Source organism: Eubacterium album, assembly GCF_025336545.1.
In the GTDB taxonomy this organism is placed as follows: Bacteria; Bacillota; Clostridia; order Lachnospirales; family Lachnospiraceae; genus Eubacterium_U; species Eubacterium_U album.
The window spans coordinates 230,881-256,575 of sequence record NZ_JAODBU010000003.1 but is presented as its reverse complement, the minus strand read 5'-3'; the positions used below and the strand labels follow the sequence as shown (position 1 = coordinate 256,575).

Annotated in this window: 22 protein-coding genes and 1 other annotated feature; of the genes, 4 read left to right on the top strand and 18 right to left on the bottom strand. The window is 32.6% G+C overall.

Annotated features, from left to right (window positions below):
* Positions 1 to 80: 80 nt before the first annotated feature.
* From N5B56_RS03720 to N5B56_RS03705, 4 genes are all read right to left on the bottom strand, one after another.
* A complete protein-coding gene (locus tag N5B56_RS03720; protein ID WP_260978415.1) occupies positions 81 to 1,577 on the bottom strand; it encodes a pilus assembly protein TadG-related protein in 1,497 nt (498 codons plus the stop codon).
* 305 nt (positions 1,578 to 1,882) lie between these two features.
* Entirely contained in the window at positions 1,883 to 3,103 is a 1,221-nt protein-coding gene (locus N5B56_RS03715) for an LL-diaminopimelate aminotransferase (protein ID WP_022089735.1), read from the bottom strand.
* Positions 3,104 to 3,137: 34 nt separating this feature from the next.
* Entirely contained in the window at positions 3,138 to 3,686 is a 549-nt protein-coding gene (locus N5B56_RS03710) for an ANTAR domain-containing response regulator (RefSeq protein ID WP_118565352.1), read from the bottom strand.
* Positions 3,687 to 3,703: 17 nt separating this feature from the next.
* Entirely contained in the window at positions 3,704 to 5,032 is a 1,329-nt protein-coding gene (locus N5B56_RS03705; RefSeq protein ID WP_117908717.1) for a glutamine synthetase family protein, read from the bottom strand.
* Between the two features lie 272 nt (positions 5,033 to 5,304).
* On the opposite strand from N5B56_RS03705, the gene N5B56_RS03700 reads away from it, so the two are divergent.
* Both N5B56_RS03700 and N5B56_RS03695 read left to right on the top strand, forming a co-directional pair.
* Positions 5,305 to 6,264, top strand: a complete 960-nt coding sequence (locus tag N5B56_RS03700; RefSeq protein WP_260978414.1) for a L,D-transpeptidase — start codon at positions 5,305 to 5,307, stop codon at positions 6,262 to 6,264.
* Positions 6,265 to 6,284: 20 nt separating this feature from the next.
* Positions 6,285 to 6,965, top strand: coding sequence for a ribonuclease H family protein (locus N5B56_RS03695; RefSeq protein ID WP_260978413.1), 681 nt, complete (start codon positions 6,285 to 6,287; stop codon positions 6,963 to 6,965).
* A 48-nt stretch (positions 6,966 to 7,013) separates the two neighbouring features.
* Here the strand turns inward: N5B56_RS03695 and N5B56_RS03690 are convergent, their stop codons facing one another.
* The gene (locus N5B56_RS03690) at positions 7,014 to 7,733 is read right to left on the bottom strand and encodes a PIG-L family deacetylase (RefSeq protein ID WP_260978412.1); all 720 of its coding nucleotides are present in this window, start codon (positions 7,731 to 7,733) and stop codon (positions 7,014 to 7,016) included.
* A gap of 423 nt (positions 7,734 to 8,156) precedes the next feature.
* On the opposite strand from N5B56_RS03690, the gene N5B56_RS03685 reads away from it, so the two are divergent.
* Positions 8,157 to 10,826 carry a YfhO family protein gene (locus tag N5B56_RS03685; RefSeq protein WP_260978411.1) on the top strand — a complete coding sequence of 890 codons (2,670 nt, stop codon included), beginning with the start codon at positions 8,157 to 8,159 and terminating at the stop codon, positions 10,824 to 10,826.
* A gap of 143 nt (positions 10,827 to 10,969) precedes the next feature.
* Here the strand turns inward: N5B56_RS03685 and N5B56_RS03680 are convergent, their stop codons facing one another.
* The 7 genes from N5B56_RS03680 to N5B56_RS03650 form a co-directional block, all read right to left on the bottom strand.
* The gene (locus N5B56_RS03680; protein WP_260978410.1) at positions 10,970 to 11,620 is read right to left on the bottom strand and encodes an HAD family hydrolase; all 651 of its coding nucleotides are present in this window, start codon (positions 11,618 to 11,620) and stop codon (positions 10,970 to 10,972) included.
* 185 nt (positions 11,621 to 11,805) lie between these two features.
* On the bottom strand, positions 11,806 to 13,563 hold the full coding sequence (gene aspS / locus N5B56_RS03675; protein ID WP_260978409.1) for an aspartate--tRNA ligase: 1,758 nt from the start codon (positions 13,561 to 13,563) through the stop codon (positions 11,806 to 11,808).
* A 110-nt stretch (positions 13,564 to 13,673) separates the two neighbouring features.
* Positions 13,674 to 13,910, bottom strand: a binding site (T-box leader).
* Between the two features lie 214 nt (positions 13,911 to 14,124).
* Positions 14,125 to 15,099 (bottom strand): calcium/sodium antiporter, encoded by a 975-nt coding sequence (locus N5B56_RS03670; RefSeq protein ID WP_178515323.1) that lies wholly within the window; start codon positions 15,097 to 15,099, stop codon positions 14,125 to 14,127.
* A gap of 109 nt (positions 15,100 to 15,208) precedes the next feature.
* A complete protein-coding gene (locus N5B56_RS03665) occupies positions 15,209 to 15,793 on the bottom strand; it encodes a manganese efflux pump MntP (RefSeq protein WP_260978408.1) in 585 nt (194 codons plus the stop codon).
* A 524-nt stretch (positions 15,794 to 16,317) separates the two neighbouring features.
* Positions 16,318 to 18,093, bottom strand: coding sequence for an Ig-like domain-containing protein (locus tag N5B56_RS03660; RefSeq protein WP_260978407.1), 1,776 nt, complete (start codon positions 18,091 to 18,093; stop codon positions 16,318 to 16,320).
* A 141-nt stretch (positions 18,094 to 18,234) separates the two neighbouring features.
* Entirely contained in the window at positions 18,235 to 18,408 is a 174-nt protein-coding gene (locus N5B56_RS03655) for a hypothetical protein (RefSeq protein ID WP_260978406.1), read from the bottom strand.
* A gap of 90 nt (positions 18,409 to 18,498) precedes the next feature.
* The gene (locus N5B56_RS03650; RefSeq protein ID WP_260978405.1) at positions 18,499 to 19,131 is read right to left on the bottom strand and encodes a peptidoglycan recognition protein family protein; all 633 of its coding nucleotides are present in this window, start codon (positions 19,129 to 19,131) and stop codon (positions 18,499 to 18,501) included.
* 139 nt (positions 19,132 to 19,270) lie between these two features.
* On the opposite strand from N5B56_RS03650, the gene N5B56_RS03645 reads away from it, so the two are divergent.
* Positions 19,271 to 20,083: a polysaccharide deacetylase family protein gene (locus N5B56_RS03645; protein ID WP_243002995.1), complete on the top strand. Its 813-nt coding sequence runs from the start codon at positions 19,271 to 19,273 to the stop codon at positions 20,081 to 20,083.
* 85 nt (positions 20,084 to 20,168) lie between these two features.
* On the opposite strand, the gene N5B56_RS03640 is transcribed toward N5B56_RS03645, so the two are convergent.
* From N5B56_RS03640 to N5B56_RS03615, 6 genes are all read right to left on the bottom strand, one after another.
* Positions 20,169 to 21,800, bottom strand: coding sequence for a Na+/H+ antiporter NhaC family protein (locus tag N5B56_RS03640; RefSeq protein ID WP_022089719.1), 1,632 nt, complete (start codon positions 21,798 to 21,800; stop codon positions 20,169 to 20,171).
* Positions 21,801 to 21,918: 118 nt separating this feature from the next.
* Positions 21,919 to 22,155, bottom strand: coding sequence for a hypothetical protein (locus N5B56_RS03635; RefSeq protein WP_022089718.1), 237 nt, complete (start codon positions 22,153 to 22,155; stop codon positions 21,919 to 21,921).
* An 18-nt stretch (positions 22,156 to 22,173) separates the two neighbouring features.
* On the bottom strand, positions 22,174 to 22,626 hold the full coding sequence (rpiB, locus tag N5B56_RS03630) for a ribose 5-phosphate isomerase B (RefSeq protein ID WP_022089717.1): 453 nt from the start codon (positions 22,624 to 22,626) through the stop codon (positions 22,174 to 22,176).
* A gap of 80 nt (positions 22,627 to 22,706) precedes the next feature.
* Positions 22,707 to 23,447 carry a DeoR/GlpR family DNA-binding transcription regulator gene (locus tag N5B56_RS03625; protein ID WP_260978404.1) on the bottom strand — a complete coding sequence of 247 codons (741 nt, stop codon included), beginning with the start codon at positions 23,445 to 23,447 and terminating at the stop codon, positions 22,707 to 22,709.
* A gap of 156 nt (positions 23,448 to 23,603) precedes the next feature.
* The gene (locus N5B56_RS03620) at positions 23,604 to 24,503 is read right to left on the bottom strand and encodes a ribokinase (protein ID WP_117908700.1); all 900 of its coding nucleotides are present in this window, start codon (positions 24,501 to 24,503) and stop codon (positions 23,604 to 23,606) included.
* Positions 24,504 to 24,717: 214 nt separating this feature from the next.
* Positions 24,718 to 25,695 carry an ABC transporter permease gene (locus N5B56_RS03615; RefSeq protein WP_117908698.1) on the bottom strand — a complete coding sequence of 326 codons (978 nt, stop codon included), beginning with the start codon at positions 25,693 to 25,695 and terminating at the stop codon, positions 24,718 to 24,720.

Sequence of the window (25,695 nt, the reverse complement as noted above, 5' to 3'; positions counted from 1 at the left end):
TTCAGGTTTTCGATGATAAAAAATAACACTTTGACAAGTCGTTTTGCCAAAGTGTTTTTTTATCTATAATCATAATTAAATTATTTAACTAACATTATTCCACTACCCGTAGCTGAACCATTAGGATTATTTGTATCATATTCTAAATCTCTATCCAATGGATGAATAATAACATCTGCCGGTATTCCACTAATTGTTTTTCCAATAATGCTACCATATATTTTAATAGAATTACCACACCATGATATATCTCCATTTGGTGCAAATACAAGTCCGTGATATTCTGATGATGCCTGTCCACCATTTATATTTCCATATTTTGAATACATAGTCATTGTAGAATCAGAACTACTATTTATCTGTGCCATGGCACCAGTAATGTTTATATCTTTTTCCGTTACCAATGCTCCTGACAACACAAAACCATTAGAGGCTGTAAAACTATTTGCATATATATATGTAGAGTCAAACTTTACATCTCCTGATTCCAAATACAAATCTCCAACACAATATACATTTCCCTTAATATGCACTTTTGTTCCAGCTAGTTTTAATTTGCCAGTACAATATACATTTCCATTTATCTCTATTCCTCCCGAAGAAAAAGATAATGTAGTGTTTTTGTTTGCATCTCCATTTATATACAAATCTCCATTGATTATTAGTTTTCTTCCTCCCAAATTATAGTCTCCACTTCTAGAACTATTATCTATTAACAAATCATTTCCAAATGACCAAGTACCTTCCCACCACGTCTCATTTCCTATATATTTAATGCTCTTATAACCTTCACTTCCTTTTTTATTAACTTCAGCTATCGTCAAATCAAAGTTCTCTGGAACTGAAGGCTTTACAATTAACTTTTCAATGTTTTCTCCTAAATAAGTAGGCATTTCTTCATATCGTGCATTTGAATTTATATGTTTCTTAGCATCATCAGTTGTAACATCTAAAAGATTTACATTATCTCCATTTTTAACACCAACCTTTGTTGTCGATGAATTCAATTTATCAAATCCTTTTGAAGCTTCAAAAGAAAATGCATATCCATTTCCAGGGTCAGACCAAATTTTTCCATTTGCATGCACTGCTCCATCAACTTTATAAACTCCTCCAAGTTTCAATGTTGCATCTTTATCTCCGGAAAATATTGCATATTTAAATCCTCTCGGATTGCTTGTTCCACCTTTTGTAGCTACTGCAACCGTACTTATCTTATTACTCTTAATACCAAGGGCTCTTGCAAACGTTGTCTTTCTTTCCTCTTTAAGATATACCTGCACTTTTGAGTTAGAATCTTTAAATTCCACCTGCACATTTCTTGTGTCCGTGAACCCATTTTCCTTCATGTAATACTTAGCAAGTTCCGTAGCTTTCGTAGTATCTGGCAAGGCTGAAGCTGCTGCTCTTGATGCAGTATCACACGCTGTCTGCATCTTTGCCTTATACACATAATCTGCGCCTAAATCAACAACTAATGCTGCCATTCCAAGAAATACAACCATAAGAACTGCAACAAGAATTATAACTGATCCTTCTTCGTCTTTATCTTTACGATTTCCTAAAAACCTCTCCATTGTTTAACCCTCCATACAAAAATAAATAAACTAACTATTTATCACGTATCTATATTAAATACATTATACAAATTTTCTTTTTATAAAATCAACCTTTTTTTGTATTTTTGGTTATTTTCACTACTTTTTTTCACAAAAGCAACAATAAAAGGACTATCAATTAATAATATTATTAAGTTTCAGGCTATACTATTTTGCCTGCCTACTGTAAGAAAACTTATCAATTAATAGTCCATATTTTTATTTCAATTATTCTATAGTTGTACTTACTAAAGTTTTATACTTTCAACCTTACGATACATCCTCTATTTATTCAAAGCCTTAATTCTTTCAATAGCCTTAACTGTATTTTCATATGTTCCAAATCCTGTAAGTCTGAAGTATCCTTCACCGCTTGGTCCAAATCCTGAACCAGGTGTTCCTACTACATTTGCATTTTCTAATAAGTAGTCAAAGAATTCCCATGATGTCATTCCTTCAGGTACCTGAAGCCATACATAAGGTGCATTAACACCACCTGATACTTTATATCCTGCTTCAGAAAGACCTTCACGAATTGTCTTTGCATTGTTCATGTAATAAGCTACCTGCTCAGCTGTCTGCTTCTTTCCTGCTTCTGAGTAAACTGCTTCGCCGGCTCTCTGGATAATGTATGGAGCTCCGTTAAACTTTGTTCCGTGTCTTCTTGCCCAAAGGCTGTTTAACATTACATCTCCCTGCTTTAATTCCTTAGGAATTACTGTAAAACCAAGTCTTGTCCCTGTAAATCCGGCATTCTTTGAAAAGCTTCTCAATTCAATGGCACATGTTTTAGCACCTTCACATTCATAGATTGTATGTGGAACATCTTCTTCTGAAATGTATGCTTCATATGCAGCATCATAAATAATAACAGCTTTTACTTTATTTGCATAATCAACCCATTCCTGCAACTGTGCTTTTGTAATAGTAGAACCTGTTGGGTTATTTGGATAGCAAAGATAAATGATATCCGGTGTTTCCTTAGGAAGTTCAGGTACAAAATTATTTTCAGCAGTACATGGCATGTAAATTACATTACTCCATTTTTCTTCATCTTCAAGAAAAGTTCCTGTTCTTCCTGCCATTACATTTGTATCTACATATACAGGATAAACAGGGTCACATACTGCAATCTTATTATCCTGTGAGAAAATATCTCCAATATTACCTGAATCTGATTTAGCACCATCACTTACAAATATTTCATCAAGCGCAATCTCAACACCTCTTGCCTTGTAATCATTGTCGGCAATTGCTTTTCTCAAAAATTCATATCCTAAATCAGGTGCATATCCATGAAATGTTTCTGCAGATGCCATTTCATCTACTGCTTTATGAAGGCTGTCAATTACTGCCGGTGCTAATGGCAATGTAACATCTCCAATTCCTAATCTGATTAATTCTTTATCAGGATGTGCTTCCTGGTAAGCTGCAACTTTTTTTGCAATTGTTGAGAAAAGATAACTTCCCCTAAGTTTCAAGTAATTTTCATTAATTTTAAACATTTTTTTCAATCCTCCTAATGTTAATTAATATATGTTAATCGCGATACAACATAACTGAAACCATCTTTGCCACTTCAACCATTGTGCACCCGCTATCCATAGCGTTCTTTTGCAAATATCTGTGTGCCTGTTCTTCAGTCAGATTCTGTACCGTCATTAATGCCTCTTTTGCCTGATTAATTATCGCCTGGTCTTCCGGGCTCCTAGTACCCGGTTTGCGCTTTGTCTTATGTCTTTTTGACAAAATCTGATTTTCCATCATTTCAACGGAATTAATCAAATCTCTAACCTTTAATGGCATCTCAAGAGTTGCCACCCCGGTATTATCTTCCATCAGTCTGTTTTTTGATGCAAGTAATATCACTTCAAAACTGCTTCCTACATTGTCTACAATATCACTGTATAACATATCAGGCAGTTTATATCCTGTTATAATAATACCTTCGCCAATATCATCAGCTCTGTTTATTGCACTGGCACCAGTAGTACAATTGGCCACTACATTAAAGCCATTTCGGGATAACAAACTCCTTATTGCCCGGCTGTCTTCAGGTTTTGGAAATGCTACTATAATTCCAACCACGTTCATTCCTCCGGTTATTAAATTCTGTCTAAATATTTGTTAATTTCCCAATCTGTAACCTGAGATGTGTATTCCATCCATTCGGATTCTTTTGCATATACATATTTATCAAATGTTTCTTTTCCTAAAACATCCTTAACAAATGAAGATTTCTTCATTTCCTTAACAGCTTCATAAAGATTCTTTGGAAGGTTTTCAATTCCCGCCTCATCTCTTTCTTTACTTGTCATTGAGTAAATATCCTGTTGTACACTTTCTTTCGGAACTAATCCTCTCTTAATTCCATCAAGTCCTGCTGCAAGACATACGGCTAATGTCAAATATGGATTAGCTGCACAATCCGGACAACGGAGTTCAACTCTTGTACCTACACCTCTGGCTGCCGGTACTCTTACAAGCGGGCTTCTGTTAGTAGCTGACCATGCAATGTATGTAGGTGCTTCATAACCCGGTACAAGCCTCTTGTATGAATTTACGATAGGATTTGTAATTGCTGAAATGCTTCTCATATGTTCCATGATACCTGCTATGAAACTGTAAGCCTCCTTACTTAATCCTCTTTCATCATTTTCATCTGCAAAAATGTTTTTTCCTTCTTTAAACAATGACATATTAGTATGCATTCCTGAACCACATACTCCGTATTTTGGCTTAGGCATAAATGATGCATATAGTCCATGTCTCTTAGCTATTGTCTTTACTGTAAGCTTAAATGTCATAATATTATCAGCAGTCTTTAATGCTTCATCATATTTAAAATCAATTTCATGCTGTGCAGGTGCTACTTCGTGATGTGATGCTTCGATTTCAAATCCTAAATCTTCAAGATTAAGAACCATGTCTCTTCTTGCATTTTCACCTAAATCTGTAGGTGCTAAATCAAAATAGCTTGCATTTTCATGTGTAATTGTTGTTGGACATCCATTGTCATCTGTGTGGAATAAAAAGAATTCGCATTCAGGTCCTACATTAAATGTATAGCCCATATCTTCTGCTTCTTTTAATACTTTCTTTAAGACATATCTTGGATCACTTTCATAAGGTGTTCCGTCTGTTTTATATACGTCGCAAATAAGTCTTGCAACTTTTCCCTGATGCGGTCTGAAAGGTAATATTTCAAATGTATCTAAATCAGGATATAAATACATGTCTGACTCTTCGATTCTGGCAAATCCTTCAATTGAAGAACCATCAAACATACATTTATTATCCAATGCTTTTTCTAACTGACTTCTTGTTATTGCAACATTCTTCAATGTTCCAAATAAATCTGTGAACTGAAGACGTATAAATTCAACATCTTCTTCATCTGCAATTTTAATAATTTCTTGTTTTGTATATCTCATGTGTTTCTCCTTTCACAAAACAAAGTATGTGGCGTCTAACCCTTATAAAATAATAACAAACCACAATTTGATAGTCAACGTTAGATTCTTAAATAAAATTTAATTAAATTTACAAAATCCGCCTATTGCAATTACTCCGTTTTTACAATAGAATTATGTGAGAAAACAGGCATCAAAGTCGGTGACTTTTTGTTCCGGCATCATATTATGATTAATATGTGCCTTTCTATTTACTGTATATGACAAAACTTGAAAGATGAGAATTAATACACATGAAAAAAAATAATCCAATAAACAAATACGTACTTGTAATAATATTTTTAGCATTATTTGCAATAATCAGCATATTCTTAATATCAATAACCGAACACAGGTCTGATGCAAATATGAATAATAAAAGTAATTCCGAAAAACTTACAACAAAAAATACCGAAGATTCATCTTCATTTGAAGAAACAACATCATACAATCCTGCTGATTCTGCCATAGAAGAGATGAGTACAGTTCCTTCAGGCGATGCTGCAAAGCATTTGATTGATTTTGATGCTGATTTTCCTTATCAGATAAGAGTTAACAGAACTCAGAATTATGTAATTATATATGGAATTGACAAGAACGGAAGATACTCCATTCCTTATAAAGGATTTATGTGCTCTGTCGGAAAAGATGTAAAAGACACCCCTACAGGTTCATTTAAAACAAGCGATTATTATCCTTGGAGACTAATGGTTGATGGTTCTTATGCCCAATATGCAATCCGTATCAACGGTTCAATCATGCTTCATTCTATTCCATATTACAGTGCACACAACGATGATTTGGAAAGTGAAGAATATAATAAACTTGGAAGCAACGCTTCCCTTGGCTGTGTAAGACTTAACATTAACGGAATAAAATGGATATATGATAATTGTCCAAAAGGAACTCCTGTTACAATTTACGATTCAGATTCAGAAGTTCCACCTGTAAAAATTAAAAAAGTAAAAAAAATCGACTTAAACGATGAGAGAGCTAATTGGGACCCTACTGACCCGGTTGCAGGAAATCCTTGGAAAGATGGTAAAGAGACTGATGAAAGCGAAGAATATATGGAATATCCTTCTGAGACTACTTCTAATAAAAATAATTTAGAAACTACTTCTAAAAACAATTCAGAAACTACTTCTAAAGTTAAAGATAAATCAGTTTCTAAAACTACATCCAAAAAGGATTTAGAAACAACCACAAAATAATTACGGAAGGAATATGTTTTATGGCAAAAAAAATATACGCTGTTAAAGTTGGAAGAACAAACGGAATATTTGAAACGTGGGATGAATGTAAAGCAAGTGTAAACGGATATCCCGGTGCCTTGTATAAAAGTTTCACAAATATGGCTGACGCTTACGCATATCTTAATTTGGAAAGTAAGCAGATGTCTCTCTTCGATATGGCATCTGACGATTCTGTTGATGATTCTGATTTTCCTGTCATAAAAGAATCTGTTGAAGATGATGACAAACCATTTTCCAATTCCGTAAAAGCCGTTGCTTATGTAGACGGAAGTTATAATATTGCTACAAAGCATTTTTCATATGGTTGTGTTATTTTCTATAATGGAGAGGAATTTCATCTTTCTAAAGATTTTGATGACCCTGAACTCGCTTCTATGCGAAATGTCTCAGGTGAAATATTTGGTTCAATGGCAGCAATGGATTTTGCTATAGAACACGGCATAAAACATATCGCAATTTACCACGATTATGCCGGTATAGAAAAATGGTGTACGGGCGATTGGCGTGCAAATAAGCCCGGCACAATTGCCTATAAAAAATACTATGAACAGGCAAAGAAAAAAGTTGACATTACATTTTGTAAAGTTAAAGGTCATTCCGGTGACAAATATAACGATCTTGCTGATATGCTTGCAAAAAAAGCCTGCGGGATAGATTAGAAAAAATATGGGAATAGATTTGTACGAAATCTATTCCCATATTTTTTCTTACTTCCTCTCTGTCCAGTTTTCATACGGAAACATGTGATGCAATTTATCAATTGTCTTTTTCTGGCTTGGGTAAAGTTTTGATATTTCATCTTTCTGTTTAAGCAAATCTTCATCTATCTTTTCAAGCCCTGTTTCGGGTAAATTTATTTTCTTATAATATTTTCCAAAATACATGACTTTTGCATCAGTTCCTGTTTTATCACACGCTTCATCTACAATATTGTGTGTCATTATATGATGTATGTGCCCATATTCTCCCTTTTCGTTATGAGTTACTATTTCGTCCCAATTCTTATAATTGATTATTGTCTCAATATCTTTTTCAATATCTTTCTTCCATCTGCCCCAATTACTTCTTTGACCTGCTATTTTATCAGGATATGACAATATAATTCCTTTATCACCTGTTGCTTTTATTACATTTTCAAATTCTTTTTTTCTTGTTTTATCATATCCTCTTGTTATGCATACAACCAAATAATCATCCTCTAAAAGATGCGCTCCACCCCATATAAGTTCATCATCCGGATGTGCCACAATCATTAATTTATTATATTTTTCTAAATCAAGTTCATCCAATTGCTTATTTTTTACGGACGGAATAAATAAAAATTTGCCATATTCTGTTCCCATTATCGTTGCCACAACTATTGCTATTATTACAATTACTGTAGAAACAATCGCTATTTTTTTCTTTGTTTTTACATTTTTCTTCATAAATTATCTTTAGTAGCCGACTATATCGTATGCCCTGAAATTTTACAAAATAAGTATTTTTTGCTTTCTTAGCACCAAATATTGTCTGCTACTTTCTCCTTTCCTTTTATCAGTAACTCGTCATCGGAAATATTTATAAAATCTAAACTTAGTTCATTTTATTTTCTATTTTAAAGATTATCCGGTAAGTTTTTATTTCGACTTATTGTAACATACGAAGCGGTCTTTTTTTCATTCTTAAAGAATACTTAAGATATTTCAATATGGTTCTTTAAATTTTGAATTGTACATTATTTATGTAATATAAAAATAAAGTTATTAACTGTTTTGATGATTATTTGGCATATTTATTAATAATTCTATTAATGCAGTTAGTACTTATTAATTTGAAATAAAATTTGTTAGCGGGAAAAGGAGTAAGTTATGAATTTTATTAAATCTATTAAAAAATCGCAAAAAAAATATATAGAGTTAAATGATTTCATTTACCTTTCTTTGGTGACTGCTTTTATTCTTGGAATTGTCTTTCTTATAACAGGTTCTGATTATATTTATGGTTCTTCCGTAGACTGGCTGTCCCAGCACAGTGTACTCCCTGATTATTTTAGGCAGTCATTTTATGATACAGGCAGACTTTTTCCTGAGTTTAATCTTAATTTAGGTGCCGGACAAAATGCGTATAATTTTTCTTATTACGGATTTATGAATCCAATTATTTTAATAAGTTATTTTTTACCAAATGTCCAAATGGCATTATATATAAGCATTTCAAGTATTGTAGTTGTTTTGTTATCTGTTTATATTTTCTACTTTTGGCTTAAATCACACAACAACATGAATCGAAGCACTGTTTATTTTATTACTTTTTTATTTGCCTGCGCCGGTCCATTATTGTACCACAGCCATAAGCAGGTAATGTTCATGGATTATATTCCATTTTTATTATTAGCTTTAGTTGGTGTTGACCGTTTATATAAAAAAGACAGAAAGATACTTCTTATTCTAAGCATTACATGTATGTTTTTAACAAGTTATTTCTTTGCTGTGTCAGGAATTGTTGCCATAAGTATTTATGCTATTTACAAATTTTTTGAGTACAAAGAAAATCAGGAACTATACTACAAACTTCCTGCTGGTAAAAAGCCGTTTTGGTTCTTTGCTTTAAGATATGGTGCAAGTTCATTTATTGGAATTTTGCTTTCCGCAGTAATTTTACTTCCAAGTCTTGCTGCTATTTTATCAGGACGTGGTTCCTCTGATGGTAAATCAATTTCTTTAGCTAAATTATTTATACCTCAGTTTCCTAATAACGAAATGTTTTACACACCTTATGGAATGGGTGTGACTGCTATTGCATTTTTAGCTTTAGCCTGCATATTAATATTAAGTAAAGATTTTTCAAAGAAGTTTCTTTGCATTTGTATTTTGTTTGTTTCAGCATTTCCTGTAGGTCAATATTTATTAAACGGTTTTCTATACATTAGAGGGAAAGCTCTTATTCCATTTGTTCCTTTAATTTTGCTTGTTACCGCATTTTTTGTAAGGGATTTATTAGCTAAAAAATATGAAACCGGTAAATTAGCACTCGTTACATTTGGCATATTAGTTCTTATTGCAATTTCTGCATATATGCATGAAAATCCAATATACATTGCAATAGTTATTGACCTTATAATTACTTTTTGTTTTATTGCTGCCTATTGCCAAATAAAAAAGAACTATGTTTTTATGTTGCCTACAATTTTAATTGCCATTTTCTGTTGCTATGTTGGAAATGCTTCTGACACTTTGGTTGCAAAAAAAGATGCTGCAAAATATTATGATAAAAGTAAAAACGCTGCTATTGCAATTGCATTAAATGGTGATGATACATTTTTCAGAACGAGCAATATAACTGATAGTAAATTTACAAATAATATCATATATGGAAAGAAATATTTTTCAGAAGGTTGTTACTCATCTGTTTTTAATAAGCCTTATTTAAATATGTGTAATTATGACCTTCAGCTTAGTAACCCTACCGTTAATGACATTTCCATCACTTCATCAAATGATGTTTTGTTTAAAACACTTATGGGTGTTAAATACATTGCTTCCACAACAACTGCTCCTGCAGGATACAAGGCAGTCTGTCAGGCAGGCAATGTCAAGGTATATAAATCAGATAATGCTTATTCTCTTGGATTTGCATCTAAAGATACTATGAGTTTAGACGAATATCTTTCTCTTTCACCTGAAGAAAAAGAGATTGCTTTATTAAAATATATTGTTGTTGATGATGATGTTAATTCTTCTTATCATTCTATGTTAAAGAAGGTTAATCTTAATATGGATTTAAAATTAGAGCGTACTACAGATGGATATTATCATGTTGATACTATGAAGGGTGCAAAAACTTTTAATGTTGAGATTCCTGATAATTTAAAGGACTGTATTTATATTATAAAATGCAATATCAAAGGATATGGTAGAAACCGTTCAACAATTAAAATTAATGGTATTCAAAATAGTTTAAGTGGTCTTAATTCTGCTTATCCTAATAAAAATTTCAATTTTAAATTTGTTGTATCAGATTCTGCTGACAATAATATATTAAACATTCGTTTTCCTAAAGGATGTAGTTTTGAATTCAGTGAATTTGAAATTTATAAAATTGATTATGACCAGGTTTCTGCCTTAAAAAATAACATTACAATGATGACTGATGTTGCTTATGAAAATAATATGATTACAGGGAACATTACTTTAGATAAAGATAGTTATTTTACTACAACAATTCCTTACGATAAAGGATTCTCAGTATATGTGGACGGCCAAAAAATTGATTACTTTATGACTGATAATGCTTTTTTAGGATTTTCTCTTTCAGCAGGACATCATATTATTAAATTAGTCTATCATGCACCTCTTATAAAGGTTGGTAAATACACATCCTTATTAGGACTTGTTCTTTTTCTTATATTTTGTGGCAATGATTTTATTCGATTGTGGATTCAGATATTGAACCATTTTAAACGGAAAAAACTTACGTACTCAAATGGTCTTTCAGGAAATATTGTTTATCAGAATGATAGTCTTGAAAGTAACCAATGATAAAGTGGGTCGAACATTAGATACAATGAAAACCCTGTTTATTTAATACAGAAAAATGGTCAATACCTGCCTAACAAATGTTTTATAATCTATATTTAATAATAAAGAGGGACGAATAAATTCGCCCCTCTTTATTATATTACTTACGCAATCACATCTAATAACTTCATTGGTTCATCTATTATTTTCTTATAAGTAAGTTTTTCTAAAATGTCTTTTGTTCTGAATCCCCAACTTACAAGAATGCAATCAAGTCCTGAATTAACAGCAGTCTGACTATCAACTTCTGAATCTCCTACATAAATTGATTTTTCCTGTGTACTGCCTAATTTATCGAGTGCTGACATAACCATGTCTTTTGCCGGTTTTTTCTTAATTCCGGCAGCTTCATTTTCTCCTAATGCAACATCTATTAAACCTTCAAAATAAATATTTTTCAAAGATTCAACTGCCTTGTAATTCTTATTTGATACAATTGCCATTTTAATATTTCGTTTTTTTAATTCTTTTATCAAATCTAATATACCGTCATAAGCTCTTGTTTTTACCTGACAATGTTTCTGATAATACTCACTAAAATCAGCAAATATCTTATCAAAATCCGGATTATTTTCACCTTCAGGAATTGAACGGTGCATCAAAAGTCTAAGACCATTTCCGACGTGTTTTTTTACTTCGTCTACTGTGTGAACCGGAAAGCCATATTTTTTCTGAGCATATTGTACTGCTGCTGCTATATCATCTATTGTGTTAAGTAACGTTCCATCTAAATCAAAAATAACTGTATCGTACATATTTTTCTCCAATCTGCTTATCCCATTTCTACATATGTTTAAATGTTTAATTTCATTTTAAAATATGTTAATAAAATTGCTTTTTGTCATATTGCTTTGTATTATTTACGCAAATGCCCAACTCATTATATAAAGTAAAACAGACCCCAAGTGTTAAAACCCCGGGATCTGTATTTATATCTTTATTACTGTCTAACTTTAATATGAACTTCTCTAAGCTGCTGTTCTGTAACTTCACCAGGAGCTCCGCACATCATATCCTGAGCGTTACCATTCATTGGGAATGGAATAATTTCTCTGATATTTTCTTCATTTGTAAGAAGCATAATCATACGGTCTACACCAGGAGCCATTCCTGCGTGTGGAGGTGCTCCAAACTGGAATGCATTGTAAAGTGCTCCGAATTTTTCTTTCAAATCATCTTCTGTGTAACCTGCAATTTCAAATGCCTTAACCATGATTTCCATATCATGATTTCTAACAGCACCTGATGATAATTCAACACCGTTACATACAATATCATACTGGTATGCAAGAATGTCTTCAGGTTTCATTGTTTCTAATGCTTCAAGTCCACCCTGTGGCATTGAGAATGGGTTATGTGTAAATATAATCTTCTTTGCTTCAGGATCATATTCATACATTGGGAAGTCATTGATGTAACAGAATCTATATGCGTTCTTTTCAATTAAATCAAGTCTTTCTCCTAATGCTGTACGTATTTCACCTGCATATAAAGCAGCCTGCTTTTCATTATCAGCGATAAAGAAAATTGTATCTCCTGCTTCTAATCCTGCAATCTCCTTAATTTCTGTCTTCATATCATCCGGAATAAATTTATCAATTGGTCCCTTATATGTCATATCTTCTTTAACTTCAAGATATCCAAGTCCTCCCATTCCGATGCTCTGAGCAAATTTCAATAATTTCTCATGGAATCCCTTTGACATATCAGCATGAACTTTAATAGCTCTTACTGTCTTGCCATGGAATGGCTTAAATGTACATCTCTGGAAGAAGTCTGTAACATCAACTATTCTTAATGGGTTTCTTAAATCAGGCTTATCTGTACCAAATTCAAGCATTGCCTGCTTATAACTGATAATAGGATATGGAGCCTTTGTTACTTCAAATCCTTCAGGTGCAAATTTTTCAAATGTTGCACTTAATACTTCTTCACCTACTCTGAAAACATCTTCCTGAGTAGCAAAACTCATTTCAAAATCTAACTGATAAAATTCCCCAGGTGAACGGTCTGCTCTTGCATCTTCATCTCTGAAACATGGTGCAATCTGGAAATATTTGTCAAATCCTGATACCATAAGCAACTGTTTATATTGCTGTGGTGCCTGTGGAAGAGCGTAGAATTTTCCTTTAAATTTTCTTGAAGGTACAATGTAATCTCTTGCGCCTTCAGGAGATGATGCACAAAGAATTGGTGTCTGAATTTCTAAGAATCCCATCTCTGTCATCTTTTCTCTTAAGAAAGAAATAACCTTTGATCTGAAAATCATGTTATCCTTTACTTTCTTATTTCTTAAATCAAGATAACGATATTTTAATCTGACATCTTCTCTTGTTTCCTTAGATGTCATTATTTCAAATGGAAGCTGTCTGTAAACTTTTCCTAAAACCGTTACTTTCTGTGCTTCTAATTCGATTGTTCCTGTTGCAATCTTATCATTGTACGTTTCTTCATCTCTATGCTGAATTGGTCCTTCTACAGAAATACAATCTTCCTTATTAATTCCATCAAGTAATGAAGTATCTCTCATTACTACCTGCATCTGGCCATACATGTCTCTTAAATCGATAAAAGAAACACCACCATGGTCACGGATGTTTTCAACCCATCCGCAAATCTTCATTGTCTGTCCAACATTTGCTTCAGATATGTTGTCCATTGTAACATCACGATAAATGTTATTTGTGTTTGTATCCATTCTGTTAGTCTCCTTCATATTTTTATATATTGTTTAGGAAAACAATTAAACTATATTGTTCAAATTTTATAGCAAATTCAAACAAAAAAAGCCCATCCTAAACTACTACAGTTCAGGACGGACAGTTAATCTAACTTATTCCGCGGTACCACCTGATTTGCTGCATTGCAGCCACTCATGGGATAAACCCTGTTGTGTGTCGTACAACCACGTCGCACCTACTTGCCATTGCTTTCGGATTGCAGCTCGAAAGTGTTATTCACATAAATTCATTCTGCGGACATCTCACCATCATCCGCTCTCTGGAAGCGATAATCTATGTTACTTCTCTTCGTCATAGCCTTACTGATATATTGTGCAAATGCACCTAATTAATGTGATTATAAACCACTCTTTTTTTATTGTCAAACTAAACTTTTTTTGTTGATAAAATTGTATTTATAAAATTGTGTTTATAAGATAAACTTTTTTGTGTTTACAAAATTATTCATCAATAATCTATTATAAGTATACTAAAATTCTAATTCTGTAATTATTTCATTATAAGTATAGTTTATTTTTTTATCTCATAAGAATATAGACTGTATAAATAACATAAAGGACTAACATTATTATTCCTTCTTTTTTATCAAGCTGTTTCTTTGTCCAGGCAAATGCCCATACAAGTCCACTAAATATTACTAATACAATAATGTCTATTATATTTTCTGTTAAAAATGTAATTGGACTTATTGTTGCTGCAATTCCAAGTACCATTAATATATTAAAAATATTTGAACCTATTACATTGCCAACAGCCATATCAACTTCTTTCTTTCTCGCTGCCACAATTGATGTAACAAGTTCAGGAAGACTGGTTCCAAGTGCTACAATTGTAAGCCCTATAACTGTTTCTGTTACTCCTACTGTTCTTGCTATTGAAGTTGCACCGTTTACTACAAAATCACCACCAAATTTTATTGCAACAGCTCCACCAACTATATATAACAGACATTTAACTCCTGACAAATTTTCTGATATTTCTTCGATTTCTTCATCTATTTCCTGCATTTCCTCATTTGAAATCTTTCTTGATTTCATTGTGCTTTTAACCATTATAAGAATAAAAAATGCAAAGCAGATTAAAAATACTATTCCTTCTGTTCTACCCAATGTCATTGATGTATAACCCGTAAATAATAAAAGGAGTGCACATGCTATTGAAAGTGGGAAGTCTCTTTTTATCGTATCCTTAGCTACTTCAAGTGGAATAAACAAAGTACAAATTCCACACACAACCATAAGATTAAATATATTTGAACCAACTGCATTGCTGATTGATAAAGAATTACTTCCATTCATTGAAGCAATAATGCTGACTGAACATTCAGGCAAACTTGTTCCCATTGCCACAATTGTCATTCCAATTACAAGTGATGGAATCTTTAACTTCTTTGCTACACTTGCACTTCCTTCTACAAAAAAATCTGCTCCTTTAACCAGCAATATAAATCCAACTATTAAAAGTAATAATGCCGTTATTATTGTTATTATCATATCTTTTTCCTCCATAAAAAGATGTACTGCCCTTCCCTCCGGTCGGCAGCCATTTGTCGAAAACATTTATTAAAAATGAATTTCTTTCATTTTATTTTCTTTTCAAAATTTAAAATGCTATCCATCCCATATGTTCGCATAAAATCTTTACACCTATTAGTACTAAAATGATTCCACCTGCAAACTCTGCTCTTTTCTTATATCTGTTTCCAAAAAAGTTTCCAATATAAACACCAATAATAGATATAACGAATGTAACCACACCGATAATGGCTGATGATTCCACTATTGGTCTGTCAAGAGCTGCTAAAGATATACCAACTGCCAATGCATCTATACTTGTTGCAATTGCAAGCATAAGCATTTCTTTCATGTCAAGTGGCGGATCCATTTTTTCAACAACTACATCTTCTTCCTTTTCACTCAATGTTTCTATAATCATTTTCATTCCAATAAATGCCAATAATGCAAAAGCTATCCAGTGATCAAAAGCTTCTATATAGTTTTGAAAACCCTTACATAAAAACCATCCGACTATCGGCATAATTGCCTGAAAGCCACCAAAAAACAACGCTATGACAACTGCCTGTTTTTTATTGACTTTGCGCATAGCTAATCCTTTGCAAATAGACACTGCAAACGCATCCATTGCAAGTCCAACTCCCAACAATAAGAACTCAACTAAATATTCCATTTTTATCTCCTGCCCTTTTGTATAATAGAATTAGATTTAATATCCGATTTGTTCATAGTATATATCTTGTATTTATACTTAATAATTTATTTCCCATGTAAATTATTTAAAAATTAACGTCTTTTGTCCCAAATATACATTTTAACAATCTAATGTTTTAACGATATCTAAAATATACATTTTTGTCATATTCAAAACAGATTTAATCTCATATGTCTATGCCTTGACATTACAGGTATAAAAAAGACTCATAATTTTGAAGACACTAATTATTATTAGTATCTTCAAAACCATAAGTCTCATTCTTTAATATTTGCCAGATAGCTTATGCTATCGGGATTGTTGACAAATCACGCTTTCACGCGAACTACTCCCTCACGGACTATTAATTTCTCGTGTAATTATATTTAAATAGTCGTAAAATGTCAACTCCGTTTTTATTTAAAACTATTGTCTTAATTTATTCTGTTTCATCTGTCATTTCTAATAGATTAATCATTCTTAATTTCTAACCAATTTCTCTATTATTTTAAAGAAATTGATTTTGTCTCTGACAAATAACTATTGCATTTAGAGTTTGAATAAACCGCTCTAACTTTGTAATAGTATTTAACACCTTTTTTCTTATTTTTATCTATATATTTTGGCTTTTTAGTTGTAGCAATTTTTTTGTATCCTGAACCTGATGAACGATATACATAATATTTAACTGCATTAGTATTCTTTGTCCATGTAATTCTTATATTTGCATATCTTCTTCCTTTTGCTTTTGTTGAAAGCTTCTTAACTTTTACATTTTTAGGTTTAATAAGTTTTACTCTTATGTAACGTACTGCCTTAATACCACTTGTTGTAGTTGCTGTTATTTTTGCAGTTCCTACTTTCTTTGCTGTAACAAGACCTGTATCACTTACAGTTGCTACAGATGTGTTATTACTTGTCCATTTAACTGTATCTGTTGTATCACTTGGTGCTATCTTTGTTGTGTACTGAATAGTATCGCCCTTATATAATTTGGCTATTCCTGTTTCGTTAATTGCAAATGATGTCGAAGGCTGCTTTACACTTATTGTACACATTGTAATCAATCCACTGTCTGTTGTTGCCATTATCATTGAATCTCCAACGCCAATTGCATTGTAACTTCCGGTATATTTGTTTACTGAAATAGCTGTATCGTTTGAACTTGAATACTGAATTTCATTTTTATAATCTTTCAAAATTTCATTCTTTTCATTTGCAATCAATGTTGCTGTTACTTTTGAATTAAATCCTTTATTTACCTCTACATATGAAGTATCAATTGTCAGTCTTGGGTCTGCTATAGCCTGCATTTTTAAAGCAGCTTCTTTAGTAACTTTCTTAAGAAGTCCATTAGAATCGTATTCACTTTCAGGTAAATACTTATTTTCTAATGCTGTTGTATTAAATATTGTTCCATAAATTGTACACGCTGCCAAATAACTTCCTGTAGGTGTAGGATGTATGTTATCCGCATTGTATAATTTTATATCAGGAAACTGTTTTAAGCATCTTTCAAAATTAACTCCTGATGAAATAACTTGCGCGCCATACTTATTTCCCATCATATAATAACCCTTTATCATATAATGCTGTATTTCATTATGTGATAAATAATAGCTATATCCTGTTGCAGTAAAACTCCTTCCAATATAATCAGCCTGTGTATCATAAAGAAGCATCTTTGCACCTGAACTCTGAATTAATGGTTTTAATGTTTCGATTGCTGTCTGAGTTTTTGCAATATCTGTGATAATCATTTCTCTGTGATCCTGAAGAATTACATAATCCCACTTATAATTTTTTAATGCACTTATAAGCTGAGAACCATATGTGTCCTTTTCATCAGCGAACTGATAAAGTTTGTAATTTGCTGCTGTAAGTGCCTGAATTGTTACATTCACTCCATCAGCCTGTGCAAGTCCTTTTACCATCTGTGGCATATCATTATAATAAGTTGAACTATTACCAACAAATAAAATTCTTACATTTGGCTGCGTTGTATTTGTTCCATTATTGTTTTCACTAGGGGTTGTTGTTTCTGTCTCTCCTGAAGGCTTTGTTGTTTCTGTCTCATTTGCTTTAGTTGTTGTTTCAACTTCACCTGTATGTTTTGTTGTTTCTGTTTCTCCTGCTACCTTTGTCGTTTCTGCTTCTTTTACATTTTCCGGTGCCATTGTTGCCTCTATTTCCTGCGCCATAACACCAATGTTAAAACATACTAACATTGCAAGAACAAGCATTAATGCTTTTCCCATTTTTTTTACTTGATTTCCCATTCTTTTCTTCCTTACTCATATATTTTTGTGCTTTACACACCTAACATATTATAATACATTTTTTTATTTCTTAAAGGGCAAATTAGTAAAATTAAGAATTTGCCCCAGTTTTGCCTTTTTATTTAGGATATAAAATCCCAATTATCGGTTTCTATACTCACTATGTTCTTCTTTAATTGCAAGTGCACATATAATTCCTGCTGCACAACTTGCCGAATACCCACAACCATGTCCAATTTCAGGCATTGCATCATATTCACATATAATAGCCACTTTAGGCAAATTTTCTTTTATTTTTTCTTCCTGACATGCCAAATCCGCTTCGCTTCTTTTCAGTGATTATATTCGTATAACATTTTCTTTTTTGTTATTTTCACGTGAGTATTTTCTTATGGTTTTTTCAGATTATTTTCTGTATTTCTTTACATCTTTTTTAAATTTTTTCCACGCATCTTCATGTTTAACATAGTATCTTGGGCATTCTTTTCCTGTTATATCATAATGTCTAATTACATGGTCTTCATTTAACCCACATGCCATTTCGAGCCATGCAGTAAGTTTTACCAAAGATTTATAAGTCTTTTTATTAAATTTTCCTGATTTGTCCGGATGACATACCTCTATCGATATAGTGTCATTGTTTCGCCAATTACTTGCTGCTGACATTTCATCTAGCGGAATACATTGAATTACTTCGCCATCTAATCCTACCACAAAATGAGAACTTACATTTGACTGATTTCCAGCATAAAAATCATGGTTTTGCTGTGCCGTACTTCCCGGATTTCCGACATAGTGAATAACTATATCTTTAATGCTGTCAAGTTTTTCTCCACTTCTTGATGCACCATCAACATCTATAATCTGTACATCTATCCATTCCGGTCGTTCCATATTTTCCAACTTACTCAAATTTATTTTGCCATAATAAATTTCACTTGCCTTCCATGCAACCATAGCCACTAATGCAACTATTAATAATATTCCGATTTTTTTAATTCTTTCTTTTCTACGTTTTGATTTTCTCATGTATCTCATTTTATGCCATCCTATGTTTCTTAATTAAATAAAATTTCATATATTTTCCACGGCTTATTATACTCTATAATTTATAAATTTGTAATCATATCCATCCCGTATTTTTCATAAACTGTACAATAAAACATAGGAGGTTACAATGTCAAATAATTCTGAATATCTTAGTATGACAAAAAGGAGTATTTCCTGGCTTTTCTTTATCGCATTAGCAATTGGTGTTACATATTATTTTCAGGGTTTTTCCTATAAAGATACATTTGATTCTCTCCCTGTTTCATCTACTGCAAAAGAACTTCCAATTTATTGTGTAGATACTGCTAAACCTCAGGTTTCCATTAGTTTTGATGCTGCCTGGGGAAATGATGATACACAAAAAATATTAGATATTTTAAAAGAAAATAATATTAAAGCCTCTTTCTTTATGACAGGTGGCTGGGTTAAGCAATACCCTAATGACGTAAAAGCGATTTACGAGCAAGGGCATGATTTAGGCAATCATAGTGCAAATCATAAGAATATGAGTTCTCTGTCAAACGAAGAAATATGCAATGAACTTAATACTGTTACCGAAAACGTTAAAAATCTTACTTCCTATCAAATGAATTTGTTTAGACCTCCTTACGGCGATTATGATAATCATGTTATTGTTAAAGCAAAAGAATGTGGTTATTTTACAATACAATGGTCTGTAGATTCTCTAGATTGGAAAAACTATGGTGTTGATGCAATTGTAAATGAAGTTCTTAATAATAAGTCTTTAAAACCCGGCGCCATCATTTTAATGCATAATAGTGCAAAATATACTATTCAGGCTCTTCCTAAAGTAATTGAAGGTTTAAAAGAAAAAGGATATGAGATTGTGCCTGTTTCACAGCTTATTTATACTGATAATTATCATATAGATTCAGAGGGAAAACAAATAAAAAATGAGCAACCGGCTTCTTCCCAATAAAATAGGAGTACCCTCTACGGATACTCCTCTGTTTTATATATTAACGCTAAATATATTTACAATTAAGAAATCTAGCTTAATAATACTAATCATTAACTACTTCTTTTCCCGAGCCTAAAACTTTAATTCCTACAATAGTTCCAATCATAAGAATAATTCCGATAGGAAGTGCAGCCCATCCAATTCCTGCTGCTTTCTGCAATGCTCCTGAAATTATGTATGTTATAAATGAAACTACAGCAACTGTTACTGCATATGGAATCTGTGTAGATACATGATTTGTATGTTCGCATTGTGCTCCTGCCGATGACATAATTGTTGTATCTGAAATTGGAGAACAATGGTCTCCGCAAACAGCTCCTGCCATACATGCAGATATGGCAATAATCATCATTGCAGGATCAGTTTTCTGGAATGCCTGTACAACAATAGGAATTAGGATACCAAATGTTCCCCATGATGTACCTGTTGCAAATGCAAGTCCACATCCTACTACAAATATAACCGCAGGAAGGAATATTGCAAAACCTTCAGCACTATTCTTCATTATTACTTCAACAAATTCTGCTGCTCCTAAACTACTTGTCATGTTCTTTAATGTCCATGCAAATGTTAAAATAAGAATTGCAGGAACCATTGCCTTAAATCCTTCCGGAAGGCAATCCATACACTCATTAAACGGTAATATTCTTCGTACAACATAAAATACTAATGTAATAACAAGTGCAAATATACTACCTAATGCTAAACCAACTGATGCATCACTATTTGAAAATGCTGTCACAAAATCTGTACCTGAGAAAAATCCTCCCGTATAAATCATGCCAATAATACAGCATATAATAAGTGTAATTACAGGAACTACAAGGTCACATACTTTACCTTTTTTCTCTTTTCCTTCATTATCAATTTCTTCATATATTTTTTTACCTGTTGTAAACAAATCTCCTTTAGCTGCATTTGCTTCATGCTTTGCCATTGAGCCAAAATCTACTTTCATTACAACAATTGTAATCATCATAACAATCGTCAATAAAGCATAATAGTTATATGGTATTGATTTTATAAATACTACAAATCCGTCCTCACCTTTTACAAATCCTGTAACTGCTGCTGCCCATGAAGAAATCGGTGCAATAATACATACGGGAGCTGCCGTAGCATCTATTAAATATGCAAGCTTAGCTCTTGATACATTATGTCTGTCTGTTACAGGTCTCATAACACTACCTACTGTAAGACAGTTAAAATAGTCATCTACAAAAATCAAACAACCAAGTGCTATAGTTGCAAGCTGTGCTCCTACTCTTGTCTTAATGTGCTTAGAAGCCCATTCTCCAAACGCTGCTGATCCTCCTGCCTTATTCATCAATGCAACTATTGTTCCAAGAACAACTAAGAATACTAAAATACCAACATTATAAGAATCTGAAAGTGAACCAACTATTCCATCACTAAGTACATGTGTAAGTGTTTTTTCAAATGAACCACCCGCATATAGTACTCCACCAATTACAATTCCGATAAACAATGAACTATAAACTTCCTTTGTAATCAATGCAAGTACAATTGCCACAAGTGGCGGTATCAACGCCCAAAATGTCCCAAATAATTTAGGAACATACTCTGCTTCATCTGCTGCAAATACCGTTGTTGAAAATAATGTTATCAACAGCAATGTAACAAGCAACATTAAACCTTTGTTTCTTCGTTTCATAAAACTCTTCTCCTTGTCTTTTTTTATTTCATTACCCATATCGCACATTATAACATAAAGCCGATGCTTTCGCATCGGCTTTATTACTATTCCTTTAAATATTAAGTTACTTTTTTATTTATCCACGCATAAGATAATCCATTATCTTTTTAGAATCTTCCAATTCATGGGCAATAATTTCCATTTCAGGTATTTTTGCTGCTGACGAAAAAATTGTTGATAATGAAACTAACTGGCATAATTTTGATTTTAAATTTAATCTGTCTCCATCATCTGTAATTAATTCTACTTTGCCTTCACAACTGTCAATAACCTTTAAAAATTCTTCGGGATTTGAAATATTTTTTACCTTCATAGCTTTCTATCTCCTTTTTTATTTTTGTTTTTGCTTTTCTTCAATTTCCTTAATCATATCAATTCTAACCTGATGACGTCCGCCTTCATATTCAGCATTTAACCACTCATCTACTATCATCTTGGCTGTTTCAACACCAATTACTCTTGCGCCAAATGCTATGATATTAGAATTATTATGCTGCTTCGATAATTTTGCACTATATGGTTCGCTACATACACATGCTCTTATTCCATTAACTTTATTAGCTGCAAGTGAAATTCCTACGCCTGTTCCACAAATTAAAACACCACAGTCTACTTCTCCACTTACAACAGCATTTGCTACTGCCTCACCATAAACAGGATAATTGCATCTTTCCTTAGAATCTGTTCCAAAGTTTACAACTTCATATCCTTTGCTTTCAAGATATTCTTTAATTTCATTTTTCATGTCTACTGCAACATGATCATTTCCAATTCCTATCTTCATAGTTCACACCTCTAATATTTATTTTTGTATTCACATGTTTTATTTTTGTGAAAATTTTTGCAACAAATTTAATACTATGTTTATTCTGCTATTATGTAATTATTGCCTGCTTCAACAACACTTGTTTTCTTATCACAAATTATTGTTGCTTCCTCTAATTCCATAACTTTGCATAATGTATTTTTGCCTGATTTCGTGCTGTCTGCAAGAACGTATGATTTTGTTGAATTATGATGTACTATACGCTTCTTTTCAGCTTCAAGTAAATCAGGTGTGTTGAATCCTGCCCCTTCTGAGAAACCGGACATTCCAATAAATGCTTTATCAAAATAATATTTTTTAAGGAAATTATTTGTTGTAATTCCTATTATTGATGCAGTTGTTATATTAATCTCTCCTCCTGCAACAATACATTTAATATTATTGGTCTGCAACTCCTGATAAATCATTGCATTTGTTGTTACAACAGTAATATTTTTTTCTCTCAAATATTTTATCATCATTAAAGCTGTACTGCCTGAATCAATATAAATTGATTCACCGTCTTTAACTAAATCAGCCGCATACTTTGCGATACGTTCTTTCTCTTCAACATTTTTGCCAAACTTAGAAATTACAGGCACTTCATAACTTCCCCTCTTTAGGCATGCACCACCACCTCTAAGAAGAGTTATCTCTCCTTCTTTTTCCATAGTCTTCAAATCTCTTCTAACGGTAGACTCCGATACGCCCCCTAAAGATTTGCAGAACTCATCCAAAGATACAACTTCGCTTTTTTCCAGTAAATCTAATATTTGTAACCTTCTTTCATATGGAATCATATCTGCCTCCTAACATTGAAAAGTATAAATAAACAGTTATAGTTTATACTTTCTATATCCTATTCCTTCTTGGTTTTATTAGATAAATTATACCTATTTATAGTTTATACTTTTGCGGAAAACTTTTCAATCATTTTTTGTCATTTTTTGTCATTTCTATTCAACTTCTTCTAAAGTTGGCATTGAAGGCTGTGCGCCATATCTGCATACAGTTATTGCGCTGCACTTTGTTGCAAATTTACAAGCTTCTATTAATCCTTTTCCTTCAACTATCGAATGACTTACTGCTCCAATATATGAATCTCCGGCACCTGTAGTTTCTACCGCATCTACTTTCATTGCCGGAATTACTTCTATTTTACCATCTTCGTATACAACCGCTCCATCCTTACCTAATGTAAAGATTACATTGTTTCCATATTTTTCAGCAGTTTTCTTTATTTCTTCTTTTGCTTTATCAAGAGAATCAATTTCTGTCTTGCAATAAAAAGCTGCTTCTACTTCATTAACAACTAATATATCTGTTTTCGCCAAATATTCATCTTTGAGTTCTATCGCCGGAGCCGCATTTAAAACTACAATACATCCGGCTTCCTTAGCTTTATCAATTGCATATTCAATCATTTCTACAGGAATTTCATTTTGCAAAATACATACTTTCGATTCCTTTAATGCAGGCATTGCATGGTCGATATCCTGTTTTGTGATTTCATAATTCGCGCCTCTTACTATGCAAGCAAATACACTACCGTCATCAATTGCGTTTATAATTCCCATTCCGCTGCTTCCCGGAACTTTTCTAATATAATCTGTATTTACTCCATACTGCTTTGCTGTACTTACAAGGAAATCTGCTGCTGCATCTGTTCCAACACAACCAACCATATATGTCGGTGTATGGAGCTTTGCTGCCTGAACTGCCTGATTTGCGCCTTTTCCACCCGCACTATATGCAGCTTCATTTGCCGGTAATGTTTCTCCTTTATATGGCAATCTTGATATTTTTAAAATAATATCATAGTTCAGGCTACCAATAACTGTAATCTTATCTTTCATTTATGTTTCTCCTTTGACATTTTTCCGTTCACATTGCTAAGTGTCAACACAAGTTTCTTATTTTCACAAACACAATCGCCATTTATTCTTTTGACACTTACATTATGTAATTATACAACAAGAGGTGCATAAATATTTAAATTAATATTCCTGCACCTCTTAAATCAAATATTTATTTTAGTTTCTTATAATGTTCATAATATAATGCCATTATTTAGTTTGCAGCTTTTTTATGACGTGCAACAAATCCTTTAATATCCTGCTGAATAAATTCAAAGTATGAAGCTACAATGATTATAATACCAGTTACAACGAACTGCCAGAAAGAGTCAACGTTGATAACTACCATACCTACTTTTAATACTGCAAGCATTAATGCTCCAATGAATGTTCCAAGTGCTGTACCTTTACCACCTGCCATTCTTGTTCCACCGATAGCTGCTGCTGCGATGGCATTTGTTTCATAAGCCTGACCTGCTGTAGCTTCTGCTGAACCTAAACTTGCTAACATAATCATACCTGCTATTGCTGCACATATTCCGCAGAAAATGTAAGCGATATACTTTGTTTTAATTACGTTAACACCTGATAATTTAGCTGCTTCTTCATTTCCACCTACTGCATATAAGTAATCTCCGCTTCTCATTTTTGATAAAAGAATGTGAGCTATTACGAATACTACTACCATTACGATGATGTAGTTTCTTACACCACCAAACACGATTCCATTGAAAATGTCTCTGTATGATGTTGGAACATTAGTTACAGGAACACCACCTGTTACTACGTAAGCAATACCTCTGTATAAACTCATTGTACCTAATGTAGCAATGAAAGGCTGAAGTTTTAACTGATTAATAAGGAAACCATTGAATGCTCCAAGAACTGCTCCAATTAATATACCTACTAAAATAGCTAAAAATGGATTCATTCCATAGTTAACTGTACATGAAGCTACTACAATACCTGTGATTGCGTATGTACATCCTACTGAAAGATCGATACCTCCGGTAATGATTGTAAACATCATACCTACGGCAAGTATACCATTTAATACCATCTGTTGCAAAACTGTTAAAAAGTTACTGTAATTTAAGAAATTTTTATTTAACACTGTGAATACTACACACATTGCAAGTGTAGCTATTAACACTACAAATTCACGTTTATATTTATTCCATATACCTTTCAT

What these genes read in the sequence shown, in the direction of transcription:
- N5B56_RS03720 (WP_260978415.1), bottom strand. Translation starts at nt 1,577, where the DNA reads ATGGAGAGGTTTTTAGGAAATCGTAAAGATAAAGACGAAGAAGGATCA.
- N5B56_RS03715 (WP_022089735.1), bottom strand. Translation starts at nt 3,103, where the DNA reads ATGTTTAAAATTAATGAAAATTACTTGAAACTTAGGGGAAGTTATCTT.
- N5B56_RS03705 (WP_117908717.1), bottom strand. Translation starts at nt 5,032, where the DNA reads ATGAGATATACAAAACAAGAAATTATTAAAATTGCAGATGAAGAAGAT.
- N5B56_RS03700 (WP_260978414.1), top strand. Translation starts at nt 5,305, where the DNA reads ATGAAAAAAAATAATCCAATAAACAAATACGTACTTGTAATAATATTT.
- N5B56_RS03695 (WP_260978413.1), top strand. Translation starts at nt 6,285, where the DNA reads ATGGCAAAAAAAATATACGCTGTTAAAGTTGGAAGAACAAACGGAATA.
- N5B56_RS03690 (WP_260978412.1), bottom strand. Translation starts at nt 7,733, where the DNA reads ATGAAGAAAAATGTAAAAACAAAGAAAAAAATAGCGATTGTTTCTACA.
- N5B56_RS03685 (WP_260978411.1), top strand. Translation starts at nt 8,157, where the DNA reads ATGAATTTTATTAAATCTATTAAAAAATCGCAAAAAAAATATATAGAG.
- N5B56_RS03680 (WP_260978410.1), bottom strand. Translation starts at nt 11,620, where the DNA reads ATGTACGATACAGTTATTTTTGATTTAGATGGAACGTTACTTAACACA.
- aspS (WP_260978409.1), bottom strand. Translation starts at nt 13,563, where the DNA reads ATGGATACAAACACAAATAACATTTATCGTGATGTTACAATGGACAAC.
- N5B56_RS03670 (WP_178515323.1), bottom strand. Translation starts at nt 15,099, where the DNA reads ATGATAATAACAATAATAACGGCATTATTACTTTTAATAGTTGGATTT.
- N5B56_RS03665 (WP_260978408.1), bottom strand. Translation starts at nt 15,793, where the DNA reads ATGGAATATTTAGTTGAGTTCTTATTGTTGGGAGTTGGACTTGCAATG.
- N5B56_RS03660 (WP_260978407.1), bottom strand. Translation starts at nt 18,093, where the DNA reads ATGGGAAATCAAGTAAAAAAAATGGGAAAAGCATTAATGCTTGTTCTT.
- N5B56_RS03650 (WP_260978405.1), bottom strand. Translation starts at nt 19,131, where the DNA reads ATGAGATACATGAGAAAATCAAAACGTAGAAAAGAAAGAATTAAAAAA.
- N5B56_RS03645 (WP_243002995.1), top strand. Translation starts at nt 19,271, where the DNA reads ATGTCAAATAATTCTGAATATCTTAGTATGACAAAAAGGAGTATTTCC.
- N5B56_RS03640 (WP_022089719.1), bottom strand. Translation starts at nt 21,800, where the DNA reads ATGAAACGAAGAAACAAAGGTTTAATGTTGCTTGTTACATTGCTGTTG.
- N5B56_RS03635 (WP_022089718.1), bottom strand. Translation starts at nt 22,155, where the DNA reads ATGAAGGTAAAAAATATTTCAAATCCCGAAGAATTTTTAAAGGTTATT.
- rpiB (WP_022089717.1), bottom strand. Translation starts at nt 22,626, where the DNA reads ATGAAGATAGGAATTGGAAATGATCATGTTGCAGTAGACATGAAAAAT.
- N5B56_RS03625 (WP_260978404.1), bottom strand. Translation starts at nt 23,447, where the DNA reads ATGATTCCATATGAAAGAAGGTTACAAATATTAGATTTACTGGAAAAA.
- N5B56_RS03620 (WP_117908700.1), bottom strand. Translation starts at nt 24,503, where the DNA reads ATGAAAGATAAGATTACAGTTATTGGTAGCCTGAACTATGATATTATT.
- N5B56_RS03615 (WP_117908698.1), bottom strand. Translation starts at nt 25,695, where the DNA reads ATGAAAGGTATATGGAATAAATATAAACGTGAATTTGTAGTGTTAATA.